This is a genomic window from Streptomyces sp. NPDC043908, from assembly GCF_056435525.1.
Genome location: NZ_JBWKEI010000006.1, coordinates 1 through 21692, shown reverse-complemented (window position 1 = coordinate 21692; position 21692 = coordinate 1). Strand labels below are relative to the sequence as shown.

Annotated in this window: 18 protein-coding genes; 9 read left to right on the top strand and 9 right to left on the bottom strand. The window is 73.6% G+C overall.

Features of this window, described 5'->3' with window-relative positions; all coding sequences use genetic code 11:
• Positions 1–9 precede the first annotated feature (9 nt).
• Genes AC069K_RS14945 through rsmH form a run of 3 tightly spaced genes read right to left on the bottom strand, consistent with a single transcriptional unit; the run spans position 10 to position 3540 of the window.
• Complete coding sequence (locus tag AC069K_RS14945) at positions 10–1941, bottom strand: peptidoglycan D,D-transpeptidase FtsI family protein (RefSeq protein ID WP_365106375.1); 1932 nt, start codon at positions 1939–1941, stop codon at positions 10–12.
• 4 nt (positions 1942–1945) lie between these two features.
• On the bottom strand, positions 1946–2539 hold the full coding sequence (gene ftsL / locus AC069K_RS14940) for a cell division protein FtsL (RefSeq protein ID WP_365106372.1): 594 nt from the start codon (positions 2537–2539) through the stop codon (positions 1946–1948).
• Positions 2536–3540, bottom strand: coding sequence for a 16S rRNA (cytosine(1402)-N(4))-methyltransferase RsmH (rsmH, locus tag AC069K_RS14935; protein ID WP_365106369.1), 1005 nt, complete (start codon positions 3538–3540; stop codon positions 2536–2538). Before rsmH ends, ftsL begins: the two co-directional genes overlap by 4 nt.
• A gap of 409 nt (positions 3541–3949) precedes the next feature.
• Here rsmH and AC069K_RS14930 point away from each other — a divergent pair, with 409 nt between their 5' ends.
• The 4 genes from AC069K_RS14930 to AC069K_RS14915 all read left to right on the top strand — a co-directional run bounded on the left by AC069K_RS14930 (position 3950) and on the right by AC069K_RS14915 (position 9700).
• Positions 3950–4513, top strand: a complete 564-nt coding sequence (locus tag AC069K_RS14930; RefSeq protein WP_478615986.1) for a beta-class carbonic anhydrase — start codon at positions 3950–3952, stop codon at positions 4511–4513.
• 350 nt (positions 4514–4863) lie between these two features.
• On the top strand, positions 4864–5874 hold the full coding sequence (locus AC069K_RS14925; protein WP_478615983.1) for an AAA family ATPase: 1011 nt from the start codon (positions 4864–4866) through the stop codon (positions 5872–5874).
• Positions 5874–7280 (top strand): DUF58 domain-containing protein, encoded by a 1407-nt coding sequence (locus tag AC069K_RS14920; RefSeq protein ID WP_478615980.1) that lies wholly within the window; start codon positions 5874–5876, stop codon positions 7278–7280. The genes AC069K_RS14925 and AC069K_RS14920 overlap by 1 nt, the downstream gene beginning before the upstream one ends.
• Positions 7277–9700: a transglutaminase TgpA family protein gene (locus AC069K_RS14915; protein ID WP_478615977.1), complete on the top strand. Its 2424-nt coding sequence runs from the start codon at positions 7277–7279 to the stop codon at positions 9698–9700. The genes AC069K_RS14920 and AC069K_RS14915 overlap by 4 nt, the downstream gene beginning before the upstream one ends.
• Before the next feature lie 681 nt (positions 9701–10381).
• On the opposite strand, the gene AC069K_RS14910 is transcribed toward AC069K_RS14915, so the two are convergent.
• The 3 genes from AC069K_RS14910 to AC069K_RS14900 form a co-directional block, all read right to left on the bottom strand.
• Positions 10382–10780: a DUF3040 domain-containing protein gene (locus tag AC069K_RS14910; protein WP_358837138.1), complete on the bottom strand. Its 399-nt coding sequence runs from the start codon at positions 10778–10780 to the stop codon at positions 10382–10384.
• A gap of 433 nt (positions 10781–11213) precedes the next feature.
• Positions 11214–11972, bottom strand: a complete 759-nt coding sequence (locus AC069K_RS14905; protein WP_478615974.1) for a class I SAM-dependent methyltransferase — start codon at positions 11970–11972, stop codon at positions 11214–11216.
• Positions 11973–12135: 163 nt separating this feature from the next.
• Positions 12136–12663, bottom strand: coding sequence for an SAV_6107 family HEPN domain-containing protein (locus tag AC069K_RS14900; RefSeq protein WP_358837140.1), 528 nt, complete (start codon positions 12661–12663; stop codon positions 12136–12138).
• A 223-nt stretch (positions 12664–12886) separates the two neighbouring features.
• On the opposite strand from AC069K_RS14900, the gene AC069K_RS14895 reads away from it, so the two are divergent.
• From AC069K_RS14895 to AC069K_RS14875, 5 genes are all read left to right on the top strand, one after another.
• Entirely contained in the window at positions 12887–13681 is a 795-nt protein-coding gene (locus AC069K_RS14895) for an ATP-binding cassette domain-containing protein (RefSeq protein WP_365106354.1), read from the top strand.
• Positions 13653–15737 (top strand): YhgE/Pip family protein, encoded by a 2085-nt coding sequence (locus tag AC069K_RS14890; protein WP_478615972.1) that lies wholly within the window; start codon positions 13653–13655, stop codon positions 15735–15737. The genes AC069K_RS14895 and AC069K_RS14890 overlap by 29 nt, the downstream gene beginning before the upstream one ends.
• 28 nt (positions 15738–15765) lie before the next feature.
• Complete coding sequence (locus AC069K_RS14885; protein ID WP_358837143.1) at positions 15766–16371, top strand: TetR/AcrR family transcriptional regulator; 606 nt, start codon at positions 15766–15768, stop codon at positions 16369–16371.
• A 345-nt stretch (positions 16372–16716) separates the two neighbouring features.
• Positions 16717–17334, top strand: a complete 618-nt coding sequence (locus tag AC069K_RS14880; protein WP_406553369.1) for a DUF4126 domain-containing protein — start codon at positions 16717–16719, stop codon at positions 17332–17334.
• Between the two features lie 54 nt (positions 17335–17388).
• On the top strand, positions 17389–18903 hold the full coding sequence (locus AC069K_RS14875) for a phytoene desaturase family protein (protein ID WP_478615969.1): 1515 nt from the start codon (positions 17389–17391) through the stop codon (positions 18901–18903).
• A gap of 42 nt (positions 18904–18945) precedes the next feature.
• Here AC069K_RS14875 and AC069K_RS14870 read toward each other — a convergent pair whose 3' ends face one another.
• The 3 genes from AC069K_RS14870 to thiE form a co-directional block, all read right to left on the bottom strand.
• The gene (locus tag AC069K_RS14870; RefSeq protein ID WP_478615966.1) at positions 18946–19818 is read right to left on the bottom strand and encodes a hypothetical protein; all 873 of its coding nucleotides are present in this window, start codon (positions 19816–19818) and stop codon (positions 18946–18948) included.
• Positions 19819–19888: 70 nt separating this feature from the next.
• Complete coding sequence (metF, locus tag AC069K_RS14865; protein ID WP_358836485.1) at positions 19889–20806, bottom strand: methylenetetrahydrofolate reductase [NAD(P)H]; 918 nt, start codon at positions 20804–20806, stop codon at positions 19889–19891.
• A gap of 96 nt (positions 20807–20902) precedes the next feature.
• Complete coding sequence (gene thiE / locus AC069K_RS14860; protein ID WP_478615963.1) at positions 20903–21559, bottom strand: thiamine phosphate synthase; 657 nt, start codon at positions 21557–21559, stop codon at positions 20903–20905.
• Positions 21560–21692 lie beyond the last annotated feature (133 nt).

Below are 21692 nucleotides of genomic sequence, written 5' to 3'. Positions count from 1 at the left end.
GTTCCGGATTCAGTCGGTGCCGCCGAAGGAGACGGGCAGTTTGGGCGGCTGGGCGCCGGTCGGCGGGATCTGAAGCGTCTTGAGCGCGAACTCCATCACCTGCTTGTAGATCGGACCGCAGATCTGACCGCCGAAGTAGCTGCCCCTGGTGGGGTTCTGGATGGCGCAGTAGACGGTGATCGCGGGCTTGTCGGCGGGGGCGAAACCGGCGAAGGACGCCGTGTAGCCGTGATAGCGGCCGGTCTTGGGGTCGACCCGGTTGGCGGTACCGGTCTTGCCCGCGACCCGGTAACCGGGGATGCGGGCCTTGGTTCCGGTTCCCTCCTCGTCGCCGACGACCGACTCCAGCATCTGCGCCACGGTCCTGGCGGTCTTCTCGCTGACCACCCGGGACTGCCTGGGCGCCGGGGCCGGGGTGAAGCGGCCGTCGGGGCCCCTGGTGCCGCGGACCAGCGTCGGTTCGACGCGCACCCCGCCGTTGGCGATCGTCGAGTACACCGAGGCGGCCTGCATGGCGCTGAGCGAGAGGCCCTGGCCGAAGCGGATCGTGTACTGCTGGGAGGTGGACCACTTCTGGGGCGGCGCGAGGATGCCGGGGGTCTCGCCGGGGTAGCCGAGGCCGGTGGGCGAGCCGAGGCCGAACTTGCGCAGATACGAGTAGAGGACCCGGTCGGCCTCGGCGTCGGTCTTGCCGAGCTGCTCCACGGCGAGGATCGTGCCGATGTTGCTGGACTTGGCGAGGACGCCGTTGAGCGTCAGGTTCCAGGTCGGGTGGTCGATGTCGTCCTTGAAGAGCCGGTCGCCGCGGTGCAGCCGGTTGGGGACGGTGACGTGGGTCAGCGGGGTCGCCGCGTTCTCCTCCAGGACCGCGGCCATGGACATGACCTTGGCGGTGGAGCCCGGCTCGTACACGTCCTGGACGGCCGCGTTGCCCAGCGCCGAGGTGTTGGCGTGGGAGAGGTCGTTGGGGTCGAAGCCGGGGGCGTTGGCCATGGCGAGGACCTCGCCGGTGTCGGTGCGCTGGACCACCACATAGCCCCGGTCGGCCTGGGACTTGCGGACCTGGTCGGTGATGGCCTTCTGGGCCATCCACTGGATGTCCCGGTCCAGGGTCAGCTCGACTCCGGAGCCGGGGACGGCCGGGGTCTCGCGGGTGCCCGCGGTGGGCACCCGGCGCCCGCCGGACTGGGCGTAGGTGATCTTGCCGTCCTCGCCGGCCAGGACCTTGTCGAGCTGGGACTCCAGGCCCCCGCCGCCGTGGCCCTCGGCGTTGACGTACCCCAGTATCCCGGCGGCGAGGTCGCCGTTGGGGTAGACGCGCTTGCTGCTGGACTCGTTGAAGACGCCGCCGAGCACATTGGCGCCGGTGCCGCCCTTGGCCAGGTCGGCGCGGGCCTTCTCGGCGAAGACCTTCTTCAGGTCCTTGATCTGGTTCCACACCTGCGGGGTCTGGCGGCGGGCGAGGACCACATAGCGGCTGCGGGGCGTCCGCAGCTTCTTGGCGATCTCCTCCTGATCCTTGCCGATCAGCGGGGAGAGCAGGGCCGCGGCCTGCTGGGGGGCGTCGGGGGCCTTGCTGGTGGCCGGGGTGAACATCGACGGGTCGGCGGTGATGTCGTACGCGTCGACGCTGGTGGCCAGGGCGATGCCGTCGCGGTCGGTGATCTCGCCGCGCTCGGCGGGCAGCGCGTAGCTGGCGTACCGGTTCTTCTCCGCCTTCGCCGAGTACGCGCTGGCGTCGACCGCCTGCACCTGGAGCAGCCGCACCACGAACGCGATCATGACCAGGGTGAGCCCCAGGCTGACCAGGCGCAGCCGGGGGCGCGGGCTGCCGAGCCTTATCCGGGCGGGGGGCTTGGGGCGGCGCTGCGCCGGGCGGGCCTGGGGGCGCGGCCGCGCGGGTCCTGGCACCCGGCGGCGCGGCGGTTCCTGGGGGCTCACTGCGTCACCTGCCGGGGGTCGGGGAGGTCTTCGCGGGGGCGGGCGCCGGGGGTGCGGAGGCGCGCGGAGGGGTACCGGAGGGGGTCTGCGCGGGCGCCGGGGCCGGCGCGGGGGTGCCGGACGGCTGCGCGCCGGGGGCGGGAGAGGCGGCCGGGGTCTCGGGCGACGGGGCGGGGGCGGTCACGGCCGCGCCCTGGACCAGCTCGGGGCTGGGCGCCGGAGCGGGCTGGACGGCGCCGCCGGGCACGCCCTTGACCGTGCCGTCCGGGTTGAGGAACAGGGGGCTGCCGCCGGGGACCATGCCGAGCTCGGTGGCCCGCCGGGAGAGCGCGTCGGGGGCGGAGAGGCCGTCCACGTCGTGCTGGAGGGCCTGCTGCTCGTCGGTGAGCTCGGTGGTCTGGCGGCGCAGCTCGCTCAGCTTGAACGAGCCCTCGTTCAGCGCCGAGTTCAGCAGCAGCAGGCTGATCAGACCGCCGCCGAGGAGGACGACGACCAGCAGGACGAAGGGGGTGCGGGCGGGGCTGCCCGTGCCCGCGGGGGGCAGCAGCCTGCCGAGCCGGGCGGCCCGCCCCCGCAGCTGCCTGGCCGGTGCGCTCACCGCACGTCCTCCCGGATCCGCTGGGCCCCGCGGAACCTGGCGGGGGCCGCCCGGCGGTTCTCGGCGACCTCCTCCTCCGTGGGCAGTTCGGCGCCGCGGGTCAGGAGCTTCAGCCGCGGCTGGTACTGCTCGGGCACCACCGGCAGGCCCGGCGGGGCCGTGGTGGCGGCGCCGGCCGCGAAGACCTGCTTGACCAGGCGGTCCTCCAGCGAGTGGTACGACAGGACCGCGATCCGCCCGCCCACGTCCAGGGCCGCGACGGCGGCCGGGATCGCCCGCTCCAGGACCGAGAGCTCGCCGTTGACCTCGATGCGCAGCGCCTGGAAGGTGCGCTTGGCGGGGTTGCCGCCGGTGCGCTTGGCGGCCTGCGGCAGCGCGTCGCGGATCAGCTCGACGAGCCGCGCGCTGTTGCTGAACGGCTCCTTCTCGCGCTCGCGGACGATCGCCGAGACGATCCGCTTGGCCTGCTTCTCCTCGCCGTACTGGCGCAGGATGCGCACCAGTTCGCCCGGCGCGTACGTGTTGAGGACCTCGGCGGCGCTCATCCCGGTGGTCTGGTCCATGCGCATGTCGAGCGGGGCGTCCTGCGCGTAGGCGAAGCCGCGGTCGGCCTCGTCGAGCTGCATCGAGGAGACGCCGAGGTCGAAGAGGATGCCCTGGACGCGCGGGACGCCGAGCCTGCCGAGGACCTCGGGGAGCTCGTCGTAGACGGCGTGGACCAGGGTCGCGCGCTCCCCGTAGGGCGCCAGGCGCTCGCCGGAGAGGCGCAGGGCCTCCTTGTCCCGGTCGAGGGCGATCAGGCGCGCCTCGGGGAACCGGGTGAGCAGGGCCTCGCTGTGCCCGCCGAGGCCCAGGGTGCAGTCGACGACGACCGCCCCGGGCTGCGTCAGGGCCGGGGCCAGCAGGTCCAGGCACCGCTGGAGCATCACCGGGACGTGCCGGGTCCGCTCCTCCCGTCGCCCGCCGTCGCCCTCGCTGGGAAGCGCTTCGCGCCCTGTCACTTTGGCCCTCTCAGGTCCGGCGGGCACCTTGCGCATACGGCCGGGTCCCCACCCGCTCGGAAGGTCTGCCGGCGCCGGGGAAGTGGCGTCAGCCGACCGGCGAGCGGGAGGAGGCCGAGCCGTACGCGCGCCGCGCACGCGGGGGGAAACTGTGCAACTGCTCTGTAGTGCGGATACGGAATCTGTCCCCGCAAGCGGGCCGGAGTGTGTCACCCCTCCCACTTCGCGTCACTTTAGTCCACCGGTCCTGTCGGTCAATCAACGGCCCAGCGCGTCGCGGGGTGCGCTTTTCACCCGCACGGGTGACCGATTACCACGCTTGTGGGTTACCTCACAACGGACCGAGTTGACGGGATTTTTCCGTCCTCACCGCGCGACCGGACGATCTACGGCGACTAACGTCATAGACATGTCGACTCCTGCGCACCTCCCCGCAGAGCCCCCCGTCCGCCCCCGCCCGGCGGTCGGTGACGGGGGAACCGTCACCGACCGGCTGGTCGACGCGAACCGCAAGTACGCACAAGCGTTCGACGATCCGGGTATGGACGCCCGTCCGGTCCTGCGCGTCGCCGTGGTGGCCTGCATGGACGCCCGCCTCGACCTCCACGCGGCCCTCGGCCTGGAACTCGGCGACTGCCACACCATCCGCAACGCCGGGGGCGTGGTCACCGACGACGTCATCCGGTCGCTGACCATAAGCCAGCGGGCGCTCGGCACCCGCAGCGTCATGCTCGTCCACCACACCGGCTGCGGCCTGGAGTCGCTCACCGAGGACTTCCGCCACGAGCTGGAGGACGAGGTCGGCCAGCGCCCCGCCTGGGCGGTGGAGTCCTTCCGCGACGTCGACCAGGACGTACGCCAGTCCATGCAGCGCGTCCGCACCTCGCCGTTCCTGCCGCACGTCGACGACGTGCGCGGATTCGTCTTCGACGTCACCACCGGCCTGCTGCGCGAGATCGACCCGGCCGCCTAGCGAGGGCCCGGCCGACGGCCGGAACGACTGCCCCGCCTGCTGTCCGCCGGCTGTCCGGCCGGGGCGGTTCGGACTCGATTCCGCGTCGCTTCGGAGTCTCTTCGGCGACTCTTCGGGGTCCCTTCGGGGACAAAAACACGGCAACCCCCGACATATCCCCTCCAGTTATCCACAGGCGAGTGACACGACGCGGCGACGGCAACAAGAATGCGGGGGTGGCATCCGTCCGAACGTCTCGGACGCGGTGTCCCTATTTCGAAGTGGGCCGTTCCGTTTCCAGTGCGCCGGCCCGCAGGCAACTGGGGTAACCCCCCGCTTTCCGAGCGGGGGGAAGGGCCGAGGAGGGCCGGGTGACGACCTATGACGAGCGAGCGAGCCTCACAGATCTGACCGCCACTGCGGAGCGCGTCCGCAGGTCGGTGGAGGGTGTGATCGAGGGCAAGCCCGAGGTCGTACGGCTCTCGCTGACCGTACTGCTCGCCGAGGGGCACCTCCTGATCGAGGACGTCCCGGGCGTGGGCAAGACCATGCTGGCCAAGGCGCTGGCCAAGTCCATCGACTGCTCGGTGCGGCGCATCCAGTTCACGCCGGACCTGCTGCCCTCGGACATCACCGGTGTGTCCATCTACGACCAGCAGCGGCGGGACTTCGAGTTCAAGCCCGGCGCGATCTTCGCGCAGATCGTCATCGGCGACGAGATCAACCGCGCCTCCCCCAAGACCCAGTCGGCGCTCCTGGAGTCCATGGAGGAGCGCCAGGTCACCATCGACGGGCAGACCTACGAACTGCCCAGCCCCTTCATGGTGGTGGCCACCCAGAACCCGGTCGAGATGGAGGGCACCTACCCGCTGCCCGAGGCCCAGCGCGACCGCTTCATGGCCCGCGTCTCGATCGGCTACCCGTCGGCCGAGGCCGAGCTCCAGATGCTCGACGTGCACGGCGCGGTCTCCCCCCTCGACGACCTCCAGCCCGTGGCGCACGCGCACGACATCGTCAAGCTCGTCGACGCGGTCCGCAAGGTCCACGTGGCCGACGCCGTGCGGAGGTACGCGGTGCAGCTCGTCGGGGCCACCCGCAACCACCCCGACCTCAGACTCGGCGCCTCGCCGCGCGCCACGCTCCACCTGCTGCGCGCCGCCAAGGCCACCGCCGCCCTGAGCGGCCGGGAGTACGCGCTGCCCGACGACGTCCAGGCGCTCGCCGTCGCCGTCCTCGCGCACCGGCTGCTGCCCACCGCCCAGGCCCAGTTGAACCGCCGCACCGCCGAGCAGGTCGTCCTGGAGATCCTCCAGCACACCCCCGTGCCGCAGGCCGGCGGCCCGCTCTACGGCCAGCAGCAGCCCGGCACCCGGCGGCTGTGATGGCGGCCGGGGCTCCCCCGGCGGGGGCGGGGGCGGAGGACACCGAGAAGGGCGGGGCCCGGGCGGCCCTGTCCGGACTGACCACCCGCGGCCGCTCGTTCCTGGCCGCCGGGATCGCCGCCGCGATCTGCGCGTACGTCCTGGGCCAGGAGGATCTGCTGCGGGTCGGGCTGCTGCTCGCCGTGCTGCCCCTGGTCTGCACGACCGTCCTGTACCGCACGCGCTACCGCGTAGCGGGCAGCCGGCGGCTGGCCCCCGCGCGCGTGCCCGCGGGCGCCGAGGCCCGGGTGCACCTGCGCGTCGACAACGTCTCCCGGCTGCCCACGGGCCTGCTCATGCTCCAGGACCGGGTGCCGTACGTGCTGGGACCGCGCCCCCGCTTCGTCCTGGACCGGGTGGAGGCGGGCGGCAAGCGCGAGGTGTCCTACCGGGTCCGCTCGGATCTGCGCGGACGCTATCCGCTCGGCCCGCTCCAGCTGCGCCTCACCGACCCGTTCGGGATGTGCGAACTCACGCGCGCGTTCAGCGCCTTCGACACCCTCACGGTGATACCGCGCACCGAACCCCTGCCGCCGGTGCGTCTGTCCGGCGAGGCCGCCGGGTACGGCGACGGCCGGCACCGCTCGCTGGCACTGGCCGGCGAGGACGACGTGATCCCCCGGCTGTACCGGCACGGCGACGACCTGCGCCGGGTCCACTGGCGCTCCACCGCGCGCTACGGCGAGCTGATGGTGCGCCGCGAGGAGCAGCCGCAGCGGGCCAGGTGCACGGTGCTCCTGGACACCCGTGACCTGGCGTACGCGGGCGCAGGCCCCGACTCCGCCTTCGAATGGGCGGTCTCGGGTGCGGCCTCGGCGCTGGTGCACATGCTGGAGCGCGGCTACTCGGTGCGGCTGCTGACCGACACCGGAAGCTCGGTGCCGGGCGAGGGCGAGAGCGGGTTCGCCGGAGCCGGCCAGGACTCCTCGGACGCGGCGGGGCTGATGATGGACACCCTCGCGGTCGTGGACCACTCCGACGGCGCCGGCCTCTCACCCGCGTACGACGTGCTGCGCGGGGGCAACGAAGGGCTGCTCGTCGGGTTCTTCGGGGACCTCGACGAGGAACAGGGCGCGGTCGCGGCGAAGATGAGGCGGCGCAGCGGCGCCGCGGTCGCGTTCGTCCTGGACAGCGATCTGTGGACGCACGGCTCGCCGCCGCCCGGGGGTTTCGGCCCGGCCGAGCGGACGCTGCGGCTGCTGCGCGAGGCCGGGTGGACGGCGCTGGCCGTGCCGCCGGGCGCCTCCCTCGCGCACCTGTGGCGCCAGGCGGGTCAGGAACGGACGGGCACGGGGGCCGCTTCGGGCGGCACCCCGTGGCCGTCGGGAACATCGGGGATACCGGGAATGTCAGGGGCGTGGTCATGAGCGGGCGCGGACGGCTGGCGCTGTGCGCCTTCGCCGCCACAGTGATGACGTCGTGCTCCATGCTGCCGCTCGTCGACCGGGCGACCTGGATCGTGCAGGCGGCGTTCCTGCTCGCCCTCCAGGCCGGGGTGGGCGCGCTCGCCCGCCGGGTGCCGCTGGCGCGGCCGTTGACGGTGCTGGTGCAGGCGGTGGTGACGCTCGTGCTGCTGACCGCGGTGTTCGCGCGGGAGCAGGCGCTGGTCGGGCTGCTGCCGGGGCCGGACGCCCTGGAGCATCTCTCCGCGCTGCTCCAGCAGGGAGCCGACGACGTCAGCCGGTACACGATCCCGGCGCCCGCCACCGACGGCATCCGGCTGATGGTGGTGGGCGGCACGCTGGCGATCGGGCTGGTGGTGGACGCGCTCGCCGTGACGTTCCGCAGCGCCGCCCCGGCCGGGCTGCCGCTGCTCGCGCTGTACTCGGTGGCCGCGGGCCTGTCGAACGGCGGGGCGAGCTGGCTGTGGTTCCTGCTGGCGGCCGCCGGGTATCTGCTGCTCCTGCTCGCCGAGGGCCGCGACCGGCTCTCCCAGTGGGGGCGGATGTTCGGCGGGGCGGCCCGGTCCGACCGGCCGCAGACGCCGTTCGAGGCGGACAGCGGCCCGCTGGCACCGGTGCGTACCGGCCGCCGGATCGGGGCGCTCGCCCTGGGCATCTCCCTGGTGATCCCGGCCGCGCTGCCCGCGATGGGCTCCGGCCTGCTCGGCGGGAGCGGGGGCGGCAGCGGCGAGGGCGGCGGAGGCGGCACGATCTCCGCGGTCAACCCGCTGGTCTCGCTCCAGAACAGCCTCAACCAGCCCGAGGACCGCGAGGTCCTGCGCTACCGCACCAACGCGCAGGACACCCAGGACCTGTATCTGCGGATCGTGGCCCTGGACCAGTTCGACGGGGCGTCCTGGAAGTCCTCCGAGCGCAAGATCAAGGACGTGCCGGACGTGCTGCCGCAGCCCGAGGGGCTGAGCCCGTCGATCGGCACCGCCGAGATCCGCACGAGCGTGTCGGCGGCCGGCTGGTACACCCAGAACTGGCTGCCGATGCCCTATCCGGCGACCAAGGTCGACATCGGCGGGCACTGGCGCTTCGAGCCGGTCGGCCGGACCCTGGTGGGCGACCGGGGCCAGACCACCCAGGGCGCCCAGTACCAGGTCAGCAGCCTCCAGGTGCGCCCGACGGCGGACCAGCTGGCCGCCGCGCAGCCCGCGCCCGCGGCGCTGGCGCGGGAGTACACGAAGGTCCCCCAGACCCTGCCGCGCATCGTCGGCACGACGGCCCGCAGGATCACCAGAGCCGCCACCACGGACTACCAGCGGGCCGTGCTGCTCCAGGACTGGTTCGCGGTGAAGGGCGGGTTCACGTACGACACCCAGGTCGAGTCCGGCAGTGGTACGGAGGCGATCGCCCGCTTCCTCAAGGACAAGCAGGGCTTCTGCGTCCACTTCTCCTTCACGATGGCCGCGATGGCCCGGACCCTGGGCATACCGGCCCGGGTGGCGGTGGGCTTCACACCCGGCGAGCCGCGTTCGGACGGGACGATGTCGGTGGGGCTGCGGGACGCGCACGCGTGGCCCGAGCTGTACTTCGAGGGTGTGGGCTGGACCCGGTTCGAGCCGACCCCCTCGCGCGGTTCGGCCCCCGACTACACCCGCCCCGACACCCCGTCGGGTGCCCCCAGCAACCCGGTGAAGCCCTCCGAGGGCCCCTCGGCGCGGCCCTCCGCGGCGCCGACGCCGTCCTCCTCCTGCCCGGCGCAGCTGCGCAAGCAGAACGAGTGCGGCGAGGTGGCCCCGGCGGCTCCCCTGGACGGCGACGACGGCGGAACCCCCGCGGCCACGGTGGCCGCCGTCGCCCTGGGCGTGCTCGCGGCGCTGGCGCTGCCGCTGCTGCCGTGGCTGTGGCGGGTACGGGTCCGCTCCCGGCGACTGGCCAGGGCCGCGCGCCCGGAGGCCGATCCGGTCACCGCCACGCTGACGGTGTGGCGGGAGGTCATCGACACGGCCTGGGACCACGGCATCGTCCCCGACGACTCCCTGACCCCGCGCAAGGCAGCGGCGCGCATGGTGCGGCTGGGCGGCCTCGAGGGCCCGGCGGCGGAGTCGGCGCACCGCGCGGCGAGCGCGGTGGAACAGGTCCTGTACGCCCCGACCCCCCGGCCCCCCACGGGCCTCCCGGAGGCAGCCCAGGACATCCGCACGGGCCTGCGGACCTCCCTCCCGCTCCTGCCCCGCCTCCGAGCGAACCTGGCCCCACGCTCGGCGGCCCGCCTGGCCTGGACGGCAACGGCGAAGTGGCAGTCCCTGACGTCCGGGACGGCGACCCGTCTGGGCACGCTGCGGAGGACGGTACTGAGGACGGTGTGGCGGAGACCGACGAGGGGATCGGCGTGAGGGGGTGAGGCGGGGGCCGAGGGAAGCACGCCGGGCCGGGACCAACCGCTCCCGCAGGCCGGCGCCGCTTCCCCGGCGCCGACCGTCGCTCCTACGTGCCCGACAGCGGTACCCCGGCCCAACGGCCCTCGTCTCCCGCCCGGCCCGCACCGGGCCGACCTTTCAAGACCGGGCGGACACAGATCCAGCCCGTCCGGCGCTTGAGGACGAGCAAGGCCGCAGGCCGAGGCGACGACCTGCACGGCGGGACGGCGGAGGCACCCCGGGAGGGCGCGATCAATCAGCCCGTCCGGCGCTTGAGGACGAGCAAGGCCGCAGGCCGAGGCGACGGCCCGCAGGGCGGGACGGCGGAGGCACCCCCCGAGGGCGCGATCAATCAGCCCGTCCGGCGCTTGAGGACGAGTGAGGCCGCAGGCCGAGGCGACGACCTGCACGGCGGGACGGCGGCGGCACCCCGGGAGGGCGCGATCAATCAGCCCGTCCGGCGCTTGAGGACGAGTGAGGCCGCAGGCCGAGGCGACGGCCCGCAGGGCGGGACGGCGGCGGCACCCCCCGAGGGCGCGATCAATCAGCCCGTCCGGCGCTTGAGGACGAGCAAGGCCGCAGGCCGAGCGAATAACCGCCGAGGGACGACCACCGCATCGGTGATCGCCCCTCAGCCACGTTCAAGCACAGCCCCGCCTAGCGACCGCCCTCGTCGCGGCGCCGCTGCCAGCGCTGCTCGATGCGGTCCATCACGGACCGCTTCGGGGCACGGGTGCGCGCCGCGGGCCGCGCCGCCACACCGCCGCCCACCGGCTGTTCGCCACGCCGTGGCGCCTTGCGCCAACCGGTGACCGCGAGCACGGCGCAGCCGAGCATGATGAGGAACCCGACCACACTGATCCAGATCCCCTGCCCGATACCAATCATGAGGAGCGCGATACCCACCAAAAAGCCAGCGACCGCCTGGTAGACCCGTCGTCGGGTGTACGTACGCAGCCCGCTTCCCTCAAGCGCTGTCGCGAACTTGGGATCTTCGGCGTACAGCGCTCGCTCCATCTGCTCGAGCATGCGCTGCTCGTGCTCCGAGAGCGGCACGGAGTCCTCCTACTCGTCGGTCGCGGGGGGCGACCGGATGCGGCCCCTTCAGGATAGGCAGGGAATCGCCCCCGTGAAACCCGCCCTCTACGCCAATTCGCCAATCCGAGCCGCCACGGCGGCCCGCCCGGTGGGGAGTGGATTCCCCATCGAACGACCCGCCATGCCGGACCATGTACCCCGATCATACGGGGCGAAGCCGCCGATCGGGGGGCCTGTGGCGTACTCCATGCCGCTACTCCGTCCGGGACAGCTTCGCTGATCAGCGCGGGGACGCCCGGGCGTGGGACCGGCCGCACACCGGCGGCCCGCGCCGCGTCCGTCCGGGCGGCGGTCCGGGCAGCCGAACGGACGCCACCGGACGGGCGGACGCCGGATGAACGCCCGGGCACACCGGGGGCATGCGCGGGGCACGCGCGCGGCGGACGCCGGGTCAGGCGCGCTTCTCGCCCAGGACGTGCAACTGCGTCGCCACGGAGTGGAACGCGGGCAGCTCGGCCGCCGCCGCCTCCAGCTTGAGCAGGGCGTCGAACGCCCCCGGCTCGGTGTCCACCAGCACCCCGGGCACCAGGTCCGCGAAGACCCGTACGCCGTGCACCGCGCCGACCTCGACCCCGGTCGCCGCGACCAGCTCGGTGAGCTGCTCGGCGGTGAACCGCCGCGGCACCGGGTCGCCGTCGCCCCAGCGCCCGGCCGGGTCGTCCAGGGCGCGGCGGGCCTCGGTGAAGTGCCCGGCGAGCGCGCGGGCGAGCACCGCGCCCCCGAGGCCGGCGGCGAGCAGGCTCAGCGCTCCCTCGGCGCGCAGCGCGTCCACCGCGTTGCGTACGCCCTCGGCCGGGTCCTCCACGTACTCCAGGACGCCGTGGCACAGCACCGCGTCGTAGCCGCCGCGCTCGACCACGTCGAAGAGGCCGAGCACATCGCCCTGCACACCGCGGACCCGGTCGGCCACCTCGGCCTCGGCGGCCCGGCGCTCCAGCGCGAACAGCGCGTTGGGGCTGGGGTCGACCACGGTGACGCGGTGGCCGAGGCGGGCGACGGGCACCGCGAAGTTGCCCGAGCCGCCGCCGGTGTCCAGGACGTCCAGCGCCTCGCGCCCGGTCGCCTTGACCCGGCGGTCGAGGGCGTCTTCGAGGACGTCCCAGACCACGGCGGTACGGAGAGAGGCGCGGGGGCGCATGGGGTCCGGCACGGCAGTTGACTCCTCGGCGCGGCGCCGCCGCGGGACGGCGGGGCAAAGAACGGTGAAGGCCCGACCACCCTATTGCCTCGGCGGCCCGCCCCCGCTCATCCCCGCACCTCACCGCGCCCCGCCGCCTGCGTCACCGCACCTCCGGGCCCGCGCCACCGCCCCCTCACCCCGCGTCCGGCTCCCGGGTCCTCGGCTGGGGCAGCGCGGGCTGGAGGACGAGCAGGCGCTCGACCAGCCGCAGGAACATCGCCGCGTCACGGATGAGGTCGTCGGCGTCGCGGACGGTGGCCGCGCCCTGGATGCCCGCCTCGGCGCGCGCCCGGCGGGTGGCGCCGGAGGCGAACAGCGCGCTCCACTCGGTCAGTTCGGGCGCTATCTCCGGCAGCACCTCCCAGGCGCTTCGGATCCGCTGCCGCCGACGCGGCCCGGTCTCGGGCCGGCCGCGGGCGGCGAGGACGGCGGCGGCGGTGCGCAGCGCGGCCAGGTGCGCCGTCGCGTACCGCTCGTTGGGGGTGTCGAGCACGGCGGCCTCGTCCAGACCGCTGCGGGCCTGGGCGAGCAGGTCGAGGGCGGCGGGTGGCGCGCCACCCCTGCGCAGCACGGGGTGGATGTCGCTCGCGGGACCGTTCAGTGAGGGGGCAGGGCCGAGGGGGCGGGGCCGATGGGCGGCTGCCGCGCGATGGCTGGCCATGACGAACCTCCTGTCGTCGTGACGGCGCTGTGGCCGTATGTGTCCATCGTGAGGGCCCCCACTGACAATCGGCCGTCGGCGAGCCCTCCGCTGGACCTCCCCAGACCCCTACCCCGCCCTTCCCCGCCCGTGACCTGCCTCTTTGCCTCGTACGCGGGTTCGGGGTTACTTTTGTACTGACCAGTCAGTTCAAAGAATGCGTCAGCCAACGAATGGGGGGAACGTGGACAGCCCGCACGGGGCAGGCGTCACCGCCGAGGACTTCGGGCTCAAGGGGCCGCGCGGCTGGGCCTTCCGGAACGTGCGGCTGGAGGCCGCACCCGGTTCGCTCGTCGCCATCGAGGGCCCATCCGGCTCCGGGCGTACCTGTCTGCTTCTGGCTCTCACCGGCCGGATGAAACCCACCGAGGGCCACGCCGAGGTCGGCGGCGAGCGGCTGCCGCGCAGGATGGCCGCCGTCCGCCGGTTCAGCGCCCTGGGCCCGGTCCCGGGGGTGAACGACCTCGACCCCGCCCTGACCGTCGCCGAGCACCTGCGCGAACGGGCGCTGCTCCAGCACCGCTTCGACGGTTCCCTGCGCGCTCTGCTGCGCACACCCGCCGAACGCCGCACCCGGGCCAGGGCCACGGTCGACGAGGCGCTGAAGGCCGCGCGCCTCGACCTCGCCACCCTGCCGAAGGGCGAGCGCACCTACGTACGCGATCTGGAGCGGCTGGAAGCGCTGCGCCTGTCCGTGGCGCTGGGGCTGATGGGACGGCCGAGGCTGCTCGGCGTCGACGACACCGACCTGAAGCTCTCCGACGTCGAGCGCGCCGAGGCATGGGCGCTGCTGCGGTCCACGGCCGACGCCGGGACGACGGTGCTCGCCGTCTGCAGCCAGGCCCCCGAGGAGGCTGACCTGGCGGTGGGGACCACGCGGGAGCAGCAGGACCAGCGGGACGGCAAGGACGGGCAGGACGGGGACGAGAAGGACGAGGAGGGGGCGGGGGATGCGTTCGCCACGACTGGCCGCGCTTGAGCTGAGGCGGTTCGGCAGGGGGAAGCTGCCGCGGGCCGCGCTGGTCGCGCTCCTGCTGCTGCCGCTGCTGTACGGGGCGCTCTACCTGTGGTCGTTCTGGGATCCGTACGGACGGCTCGACCGGGTGCCGGTGGCGCTGGTCAACGAGGACAAGGGCGCGACCGCCGGCGGCCAGAAGATCACCGCGGGCGACGGCATAGCCGAGGGGCTGCACGACAGCAAGACGTTCGACTGGCACGAGGTCAGCGGCGAGGAGGCGCGCAAGGGCGTCGAGGACGGCACGTACTACCTGTCGCTCACCATGCCCGCGGACTTCAGCGAGCGGATCGCGTCGAGCTCCGGCGACTCCCCCGAGACGGGCGCCCTCCAGGTGCGCACCAACGACGCCAACAACTACATCGTGGGGTCCATCTCCCGCACGGTCTTCTCCGAGGTGCGCTCGGCGGCCTCCGCCAAGGCCTCGCGCTCCTTCCTGGACAAGATCTTCATCTCCTTCTCCGACCTGCACGACCAGACCGAGAAGGCCGCCAAGGGCGCCGCCGACCTCAAGGGGGGCCTGGGCAAGGCGAAGAAGGGCTCCAAGGACCTCGCGGACGGCCTGGGCGACGCCAAGGCGGGCAGCGGCAAGCTGGCGGGCGGCATCAAGAAGCTCGACAGCGGCTCCGCGGAGCTGGAGACCGGCGCCCGCAAGGTCGCGGCCGGCACCCAGACCCTGGCCAACAAGGTCAACACGGCGGCGGACGAGGCGCGTCCCTTCCTGAAGGAGAACGCCAAGGCCATCGAGGACACGGCCCGGCTGGTCGACGACACGGTGGGGCCGGTGCGCGACAACCTGGCCGCCGTGATCAAGGCGGCGCCCGCCGCCGCGACCGGCGCCCGCAAGGCCTCCGACGACCTCGACACGGTGTACGCCAAGCTCTGCCGGTCGTCCGCGACGCCCGGCCCCGGCTGCCCCGAGCTCAAGCGCGCCAAGAAGGCGGCGGCGACCGCGGCCACCCTCGCCGAGGACCTCAACAGGGTCGTACAGGACCAGAACAGCGACTTCAAGACGCTCGACAAGAACCTCGTGGAGCTCCAGAAGCAGGCGCGCCGGGTCGCCAAGAACGCGCCGACGCTCGCCAAGGACCTCGACAAGGCCGTGGGGGACATCAACGCCCTCAACAAGGGCGCCAAGCAGGTCGCCAAGGGCGCCGGCACCCTGCACTCCGGTCTGACCGCGGCCAGGACCGGCGCCACCGACCTGGACAGCGGCGTCGGCAAGCTCAAGAAGGGCGCGGGCACCCTCGACGGCGGCCTGCTCAAGCTCTCCGACGGCTCCGCGCAGCTCGCGGGCGGACTCCACGACGGCGTCGGCAAGATCCCCGACTACGACAAGCAGGACCGCGACAAGCGCACCGAGGTGATGGCCGACCCGGTCAGGCTCGCCTCGCAGGCGCTGCACAAGGCGCCCAACTACGGCACCGGCTTCGCCCCGTACTTCATCCCGCTCTCCCTGTGGGTGGGCGCGATGGTCGCCTACATGCTGATCCAGCCGCTCAACCGGCGGGCGCTCGCGACCGGCGCCCCGGCGTGGCGGATCGCGCTGGCGGGCTGGCTGCCGGTGGCTGCGGTCGGGGTGCTCCAGGTGGGCGCGCTGATGACGGTGCTGCACTACGGACTCGGCCTGGAGATGCAACGCGCCGCGGGCACCATCGGGTTCCTGACGCTCGTCTCGTGCTGTTTCGCGGCGATCGTGCAGTGGCTCAACGCCCGCTTCGGGGCGGCCGGACGCATCCTGGTGCTGGCGCTGCTGATGCTCCAGCTGACCTCGGCGGGCGGCACCTACCCGGTGCAGACCAGCCCGGCGTTCTTCAACGCGATCCACCCGTACCTGCCGATGAGTTACGTGGTCGAGGGGCTGCGCAGGCTCATCACCGGAGGCGGGCTCGGACCGGTGTGGCAGGGGTGCGCGGTGCTGGTGGCGTTCACCGTGGGCGCGCTGGCGCTGACCGCGCTGTCGGCGAGGCGGAAGCAGGTCTGGACGCTGGACCGGCTCCACCCCGAGCTGAGCCTCTAGGGGCGCCGGACCTGTGAGAATCGACCGCATGGAGTCCAGCACCAGACGGCAGGCGACCCGGCAGAAGCTCTACGAGGCGGCGGTGACGCTCATCGCCGAGCAGGGGTTCTCGGCGACCACCGTCGACGAGATCGCGGAGCGGGCCGGTGTCGCCAAGGGCACCGTCTACTACAACTTCAAGAGCAAGACCGAGCTGTTCGAGGAGCTGCTGCGGCACGGGGTGGGGCTGCTCACCGCCTCCCTCCAGGAGGCCGCCGACGTCACCCACGCGCGCGGTGGCAGCAGGGTCGAGGCGCTGGACGCCATGATCCGGGCCGGGCTGGAGTTCATCCACCGCTATCCGGCCTTCACGCAGCTGTACGTGGCGGAGCTGTGGCGCACCAACCGTGCCTGGCAGTCCACCTTGATGGTGGTGCGCCGGGAGGCGGTCGCCGTCGTCGAGACGGTGCTGCGCGAGGCCGTGGCGGAGGGCGAGCTGAGCGAGGAGATCGACATCCCGCTCACGGCGGCCGCGCTGGTCGGGATGGTGCTGGTGGCGGCGCTCGACTGGCAGGCCTTCCAGAGCGAGCGCTCCCTCGACGAGGTGCACGCGGCGCTGTCGCGGCTGCTGCACGGGAGGGTCAGCGGACGCTGAGCGCCGCCACGCGCGCGTGGACACACCGGTGCGGCGAGGCCCCGATCCCCCCTGGGCCTCGCCGCACCGGCGTATTTCCTTCGGAACACGTCCCCCGTACGTCGCTCTGGGCACTTCAGTACCCCCGTACCCCCCGTGCCCCGTTCGGTCGGGGGAGCCGCGCTCGTTCCGCCGCCCCGTGTCGGCGGTACGGGCGCGTCTGCCCCTTCCGTGTCCTCCACTCTTCCGTCCGCGCAGGTGGGACCCCATCCGCGCAACTACTCATCTCCTCTCCTGAGTACGGATACTCAGGCGTGTGTGCTCAACCCCAGCCCGGGAAAGCCGGAACTGGTTACGATCACGTCCGTGTCCGTACTCCCCCTGGTGTTCACCAGCGGCTGGGCCAGCGGAATCAACGCGTACGCGGTGGTCCTGCTGCTCGGCGTCTTCGGCGCGACCGGGGTCACCGACGAGGTGCCCGACGCGCTCCAGCGCCCCGACGTCCTGATCGTCGCGGGGGTGCTCTTCCTCTGCGAGGCCGTCGCGGACAAGATCCCGTACGTCGACTCGGTCTGGGACTCCGTGCACACGGTGATCCGGCCGGTGGCGGGGGCCGTGGTGGGCGCGCTGCTGGCCGGGCAGAGCGGGTCGCTGCCGGATCTGGCGGCGGGCGCGATCGGCGGGTCGACGGCGCTGACGAGCCATCTGGTGAAGGCCGGGACGCGGATGGCGGTGAACACCTCGCCGGAGCCCTTCAGCAACATCGCGCTGAGCACCGCCGAGGACCTAGGCGTCGCCGCGATCATCAGTTTCGCGCTCTTCCACCCGGTCGCCGCGGCCGTGATCGCGGGCACCCTGCTCCTGCTGGGCGTGGCGATACTGGCCTTCCTCTGGAGCCGGATCCGCCGCTTCCGGCGGCGTCGCGCCCAGCTCCGCGAGGAGCGGCGGCTGGCCGCGGCCCGGGAGGCGGGGCCGCCCCGGTGAGGCCGCCCGGCCCGGGCGGCGGCGTTGTCAGTGGCGGCCGATAAAGTCCCTGGCATGGCACGGATTGCGGTGATCGGCGCCGGGATGGGCGCCATGGCGGCTGCCGCCCGGCTGGCCGTGGCAGGCCACCGGGTGACGGTGTACGAGCGCGCTTCGACGTACGGCGGGGCGCTGGGCAGGGTCGAGCGGGACGGGTTCGTGTTCGACACCGGCCCCGGTCTGCTGCGCCTGCCCGCGGTCTACCGCGACCTGTTCCTCAAGACCGGCAAGGAGCCGCTGGAGGACCGCGTCGCGCTCACGCCCACCGACCCCGCCGCCCGCCACCTCTTCGCCGACGGCACGGACGTCTCGCTGCCCAACGCCTCGCGCGCGGGCGTCGTCTCGGCGCTGGACGGAGCGCTCGGCGCGGGGGCGGGCGAGAAGTGGGGCGACTTCCTGGGGCGCGCGCGGGACGCCTGGGACCGCTCGCGCCGCCCGCTCCTGGAGGAGCCGCTCTGGGCCGACTGGCAGGTCCTGGCCCGCGACCCGTATCCGGCGCTCCGACAGCGCCGCCTCCTGCGCTCCCCCCGCCAGGCGTCCACCCTGGCGGAGGTCGGCGCCTGGGAGCTGGGCGACGCCCGTCTGGCGGCGCTCCTGACGAGCTACGCCCTGGCGGAGGGCCTGGACCCGCGCACGGCCCCGGCGAGCGCCGCCCTGCTGCCCTACCTGGAACAGACCTTCGGCAGTTGGTATGTGCGCGGCGGTATGCGGGAGCTGGCGCGGGCGGTGTACGAGCGGTGCCTGAAGCGGCGGGTCGCCTTCGTCTTCGACGCCGAGGTCACCGGGATCGCCGAGAAGGACGGCCGCGCGGCGGGCGTGGAGCTGGCGTCGGGCGAGGTGGCGGAGGCGGACCACGTGGTCCTCGCCGCCCAGCCGCGCCCGGGTGCGGGCCCGCTGCGCGGGCGCGAGCCGTGGGGGGACGGCGAGGTGCGTCCGGCGGCCGGCCCGGCCCCCGGGCGGTTCACGGTGCTGCTCGCCCTGCGCGGCGGGCGCCCGGCCGACGCGGTGCACCGCACGGTCGTCCACTCCCCCGACCCGGCCGCCGAGGCGGAGGCGGTCTTCACCGCCGGCCGCCCGGCGATACCGCCGACGGTCACGGTGCTGCGCCCCGACGACCCGTCCACCCGCCCGGACGACGCCCACGAAGCCGTCACGCTGACCGCGACCGTGCCCGCGCAGGGCCAGGTCGACTGGACCGACGAACAGACCCGCGAGCGGTACGCGGACACGCTGGTCCAGGCCGCCGGGGCGGCGGTGCCGGGGCTGGGCGAGCGCGTCCTGTGGCGGGTGGTGCGCACGCCCGCGGACACCGAAACCGAGACCGGCGCCGAGGGCGGTTCGGTCCCCGCGCCCTCGCTGGCCGGGGCCGGTGCCACCCGGCTGCACCCGGGCAACCGCACCGCTCTGCCGGGCCTGTATCTGGCGGGCGGCTGGGCCCACCCCGGTGGCGGGCTGGCGCATGCCGGGATGTCCGGGGCGCTGGTCAGCGGTCTGATCGTGGAGGGCGACGACTTCCGCGGCTCCCAGTGAGCGCCACGGCCGGACGGGCCGCCGGGCCGCGGCGGCGATCACTCAATAGCGGTACGGCTGCTGTTCGTTGAGGTAACCGGATCCGGTGCCGCCGCCCGTCCCGTTGCCGTACTCCCCGCTGTACGGGTACGGCGCGGGCTGCTCCTCGGCGTACGGCTGGGGCTCGTTGTCGCGCTGCTGCGGCACCCAGACCCCGCCGGGCGGGGTGTCCATGCCGTAGCTCTGGGCGTAGGGGTCGGCGTAGGCCTGCTGGGGCGCGGCATAGCTGTCGTAGCTGCCGTAGCCCTGAGTGGTGCCGCTGCCGATGTACGGGTCGGAGTACGCGGCGTAGCTCTGCTGACCGGTGTCCGTGCCGTAGTCGTACTGGCCCGCGTAGGGGTCGGCGAACTGCTGCTGTCCGGTGTCGAACCCGGCGTACTGCTGCTGGCCGCCGGCGGGGGCGCTCTCGCTGTAGACGCCGTACTGGCCGGTGTCGTCGGGCAGCGGCTGCGGCTCGTAGACGGCCTCCCGGGCGGCGCCCGCGAGGTCGGCCTCCTCGGCCGCCGGTGCGCCCTGCGGGGCACTGCTCTCGCCGTCCTCGTACCGGACGTCGGAGACCTGGAGCACCGGGTCGTTCAGCGGGGCCGTGCCACCCGCGCGGCGACGGCGGCTGGCGCCCGGCCTGCCGCCGACCGCCCACCCCGTGGAGAAGCCCCGGCGGAATGAGAGCGTCACGCAGGTCTGGCCGACCGCGAAGGCCAGCGCGCCCAGGATGATCACGAAGACCGACGGCAGGAGCACGCCCAGGACCACGCCCATGAAGCCCGCGAAGGCCAGCAGCCGCCAGCGCAGCCGCGCCTTGTACTGAAGGAGCACTTCGCCGAGCAGCCAGAGCGCGACGACGCCGAACGCGATGTAGAGGACCGCCCAGCCCATGTACGCCCCTCTCCAGGCGGCCGCCGCCCCCCTTGCCGGGGCGGTCGGCCGGTACGCTAGATGCGACTGATCAGGGCTGCTGGTGCAGACCCAGATTCTCGTAGATCTCGAGTGTCGCCGTGGAGTTGTTGAGGGTAATGAAGTGCAACCCGGGTACGCCATCGGCGAGCAGCCGCGCGCAGAACTCCGTGGCGAACTCGATGCCAATGGAGCGTACAGCGGCCGGATCGTCCTTGACGGCGAGGATCCGCTCTTTCAGCTCGGGCGGGAACTCGGCGTTGCTGAGCTGGGGCAGCCGTTCCAGCTGCTTCACGCTGGTCACCGGCATGACCTCGGGGATGATCGGGGTCGTGCAGCCCGCCGCCGCGGCCTTGTCGCGCAGCCGCAGATAGCTCTCGGGCCGGAAGAACATCTGCGTGATGGCGTAGTCCGCGCCGGCCCGGCACTTGTCGACGAAGTGCCGTACGTCGGTGTCCCATGCGGTGGAGCGCGGGTGCATCTCCGGGAAGGCCGCGACGCCGACGCAGAAGTCGCCCGACTCCTTGATGAGGCGGACCAGGTCCGCCGCGTAGGTGACGCCCTCGGGGTGCTTGACCCATTCGCCCATCGGGTCGCCGGGCGGGTCGCCCCGGACCGCGAGGATGTTGCGGATCCCGGCGTCCGCGTATTGGCCGATCATGTTGCGCAGCTCCGCGACCGAGTGCCCGACGGCCGTGAGGTGGGCGACCGGGGTCAGCGTGGAGTCGGCGGCGATCTGCTCGGTGGCCTTGACGGTGCCGGAGCGGGTGGAGCCGCCCGCTCCGTAGGTCACGGAGACGAAGCTCGGGGCCACCGCCTCCACCCGGCGCAGCGCGTTCCAGAGGTTGCGCTCGCCCTTCTCGGTCTTGGGCGCCCAGAACTCGAACGAGTACGTCGTCTCACCGGTCGCGAGCATCTCGCGCACGGTGCGTGCGTGGTCCGTCCTGGTGGAAGCAGTGCCAAGGGCCATAACGGCAGGTTAGCCAGGGCCTGGCGGTCCCCCAACAAGACCGGGGTAAATTGTCCGTATGGTCGGACTCTTGTCCATCCCTCGGACAATCGGCCGCTAGCGGCCCACCAGCCGTTCACGTATGCGCCCGGCGAGCTTCGCCGTGGCCTCGGCGGGGTCGTCGGCCTCGGTGATCGCGCGGACCACCACGATCCGCTCGGCGCCCGCGTCGAGCACCTCGTCGAGGTTGGCGGCGTCGATGCCGCCGATGGCGAACCAGGGGCGCTCGGTGGCGAGCGAGGCCGTGTAGCGCACCAGGTCCAGGCCCGGGGCGTGGCGGCCGGGCTTGGTGGGGGTGGGCCAGCAGGGGCCCGTGCAGAAGTAGTCCACGCCCGGCTCGACGGCCGCCGCGAAGGCCTCCGCGTCGGCGTGCGTGGAGCGACCGATCAGGACCTCGTCGCCCAGGATCGCCCGGGCGGCCGGGACCGGCAGGTCGCCCTGGCCCAGGTGCAGCACGTCCGCGCCGATGGCGTGCGCCACGTCGGCCCGGTCGTTGACCGAGAGCAGCTTGCCGTGCCGGCGGCAGGCGTCGGCGAAGACGGCGAGGTGCTCCAGCTCCTCGGCGGCCTCCATGCCCTTGTCCCGCAGCTGGACGATGTCCACGCCCGAGGAGAGCACCGCGTCCAGGAAGGCGGGCAGGTCGCCCTGGCGCCTGCGCGCGTCCGTGCAGAGGTACAGGCGGGCGTCGGCGAGCCGCTCACGGGCCGTGGGCATGAAGGTCCCCCGTGGGATGCGGTGGGGGGGGGGGGGGGGGGGGCACCCCCCCCCCCCCCCCCTCCCCCTCCCCCCCCCCAGCGAACCCCCCCGCCCCCCCCCTCCCCCCCCCTCCCCCCCCCCCCCCCCCCGC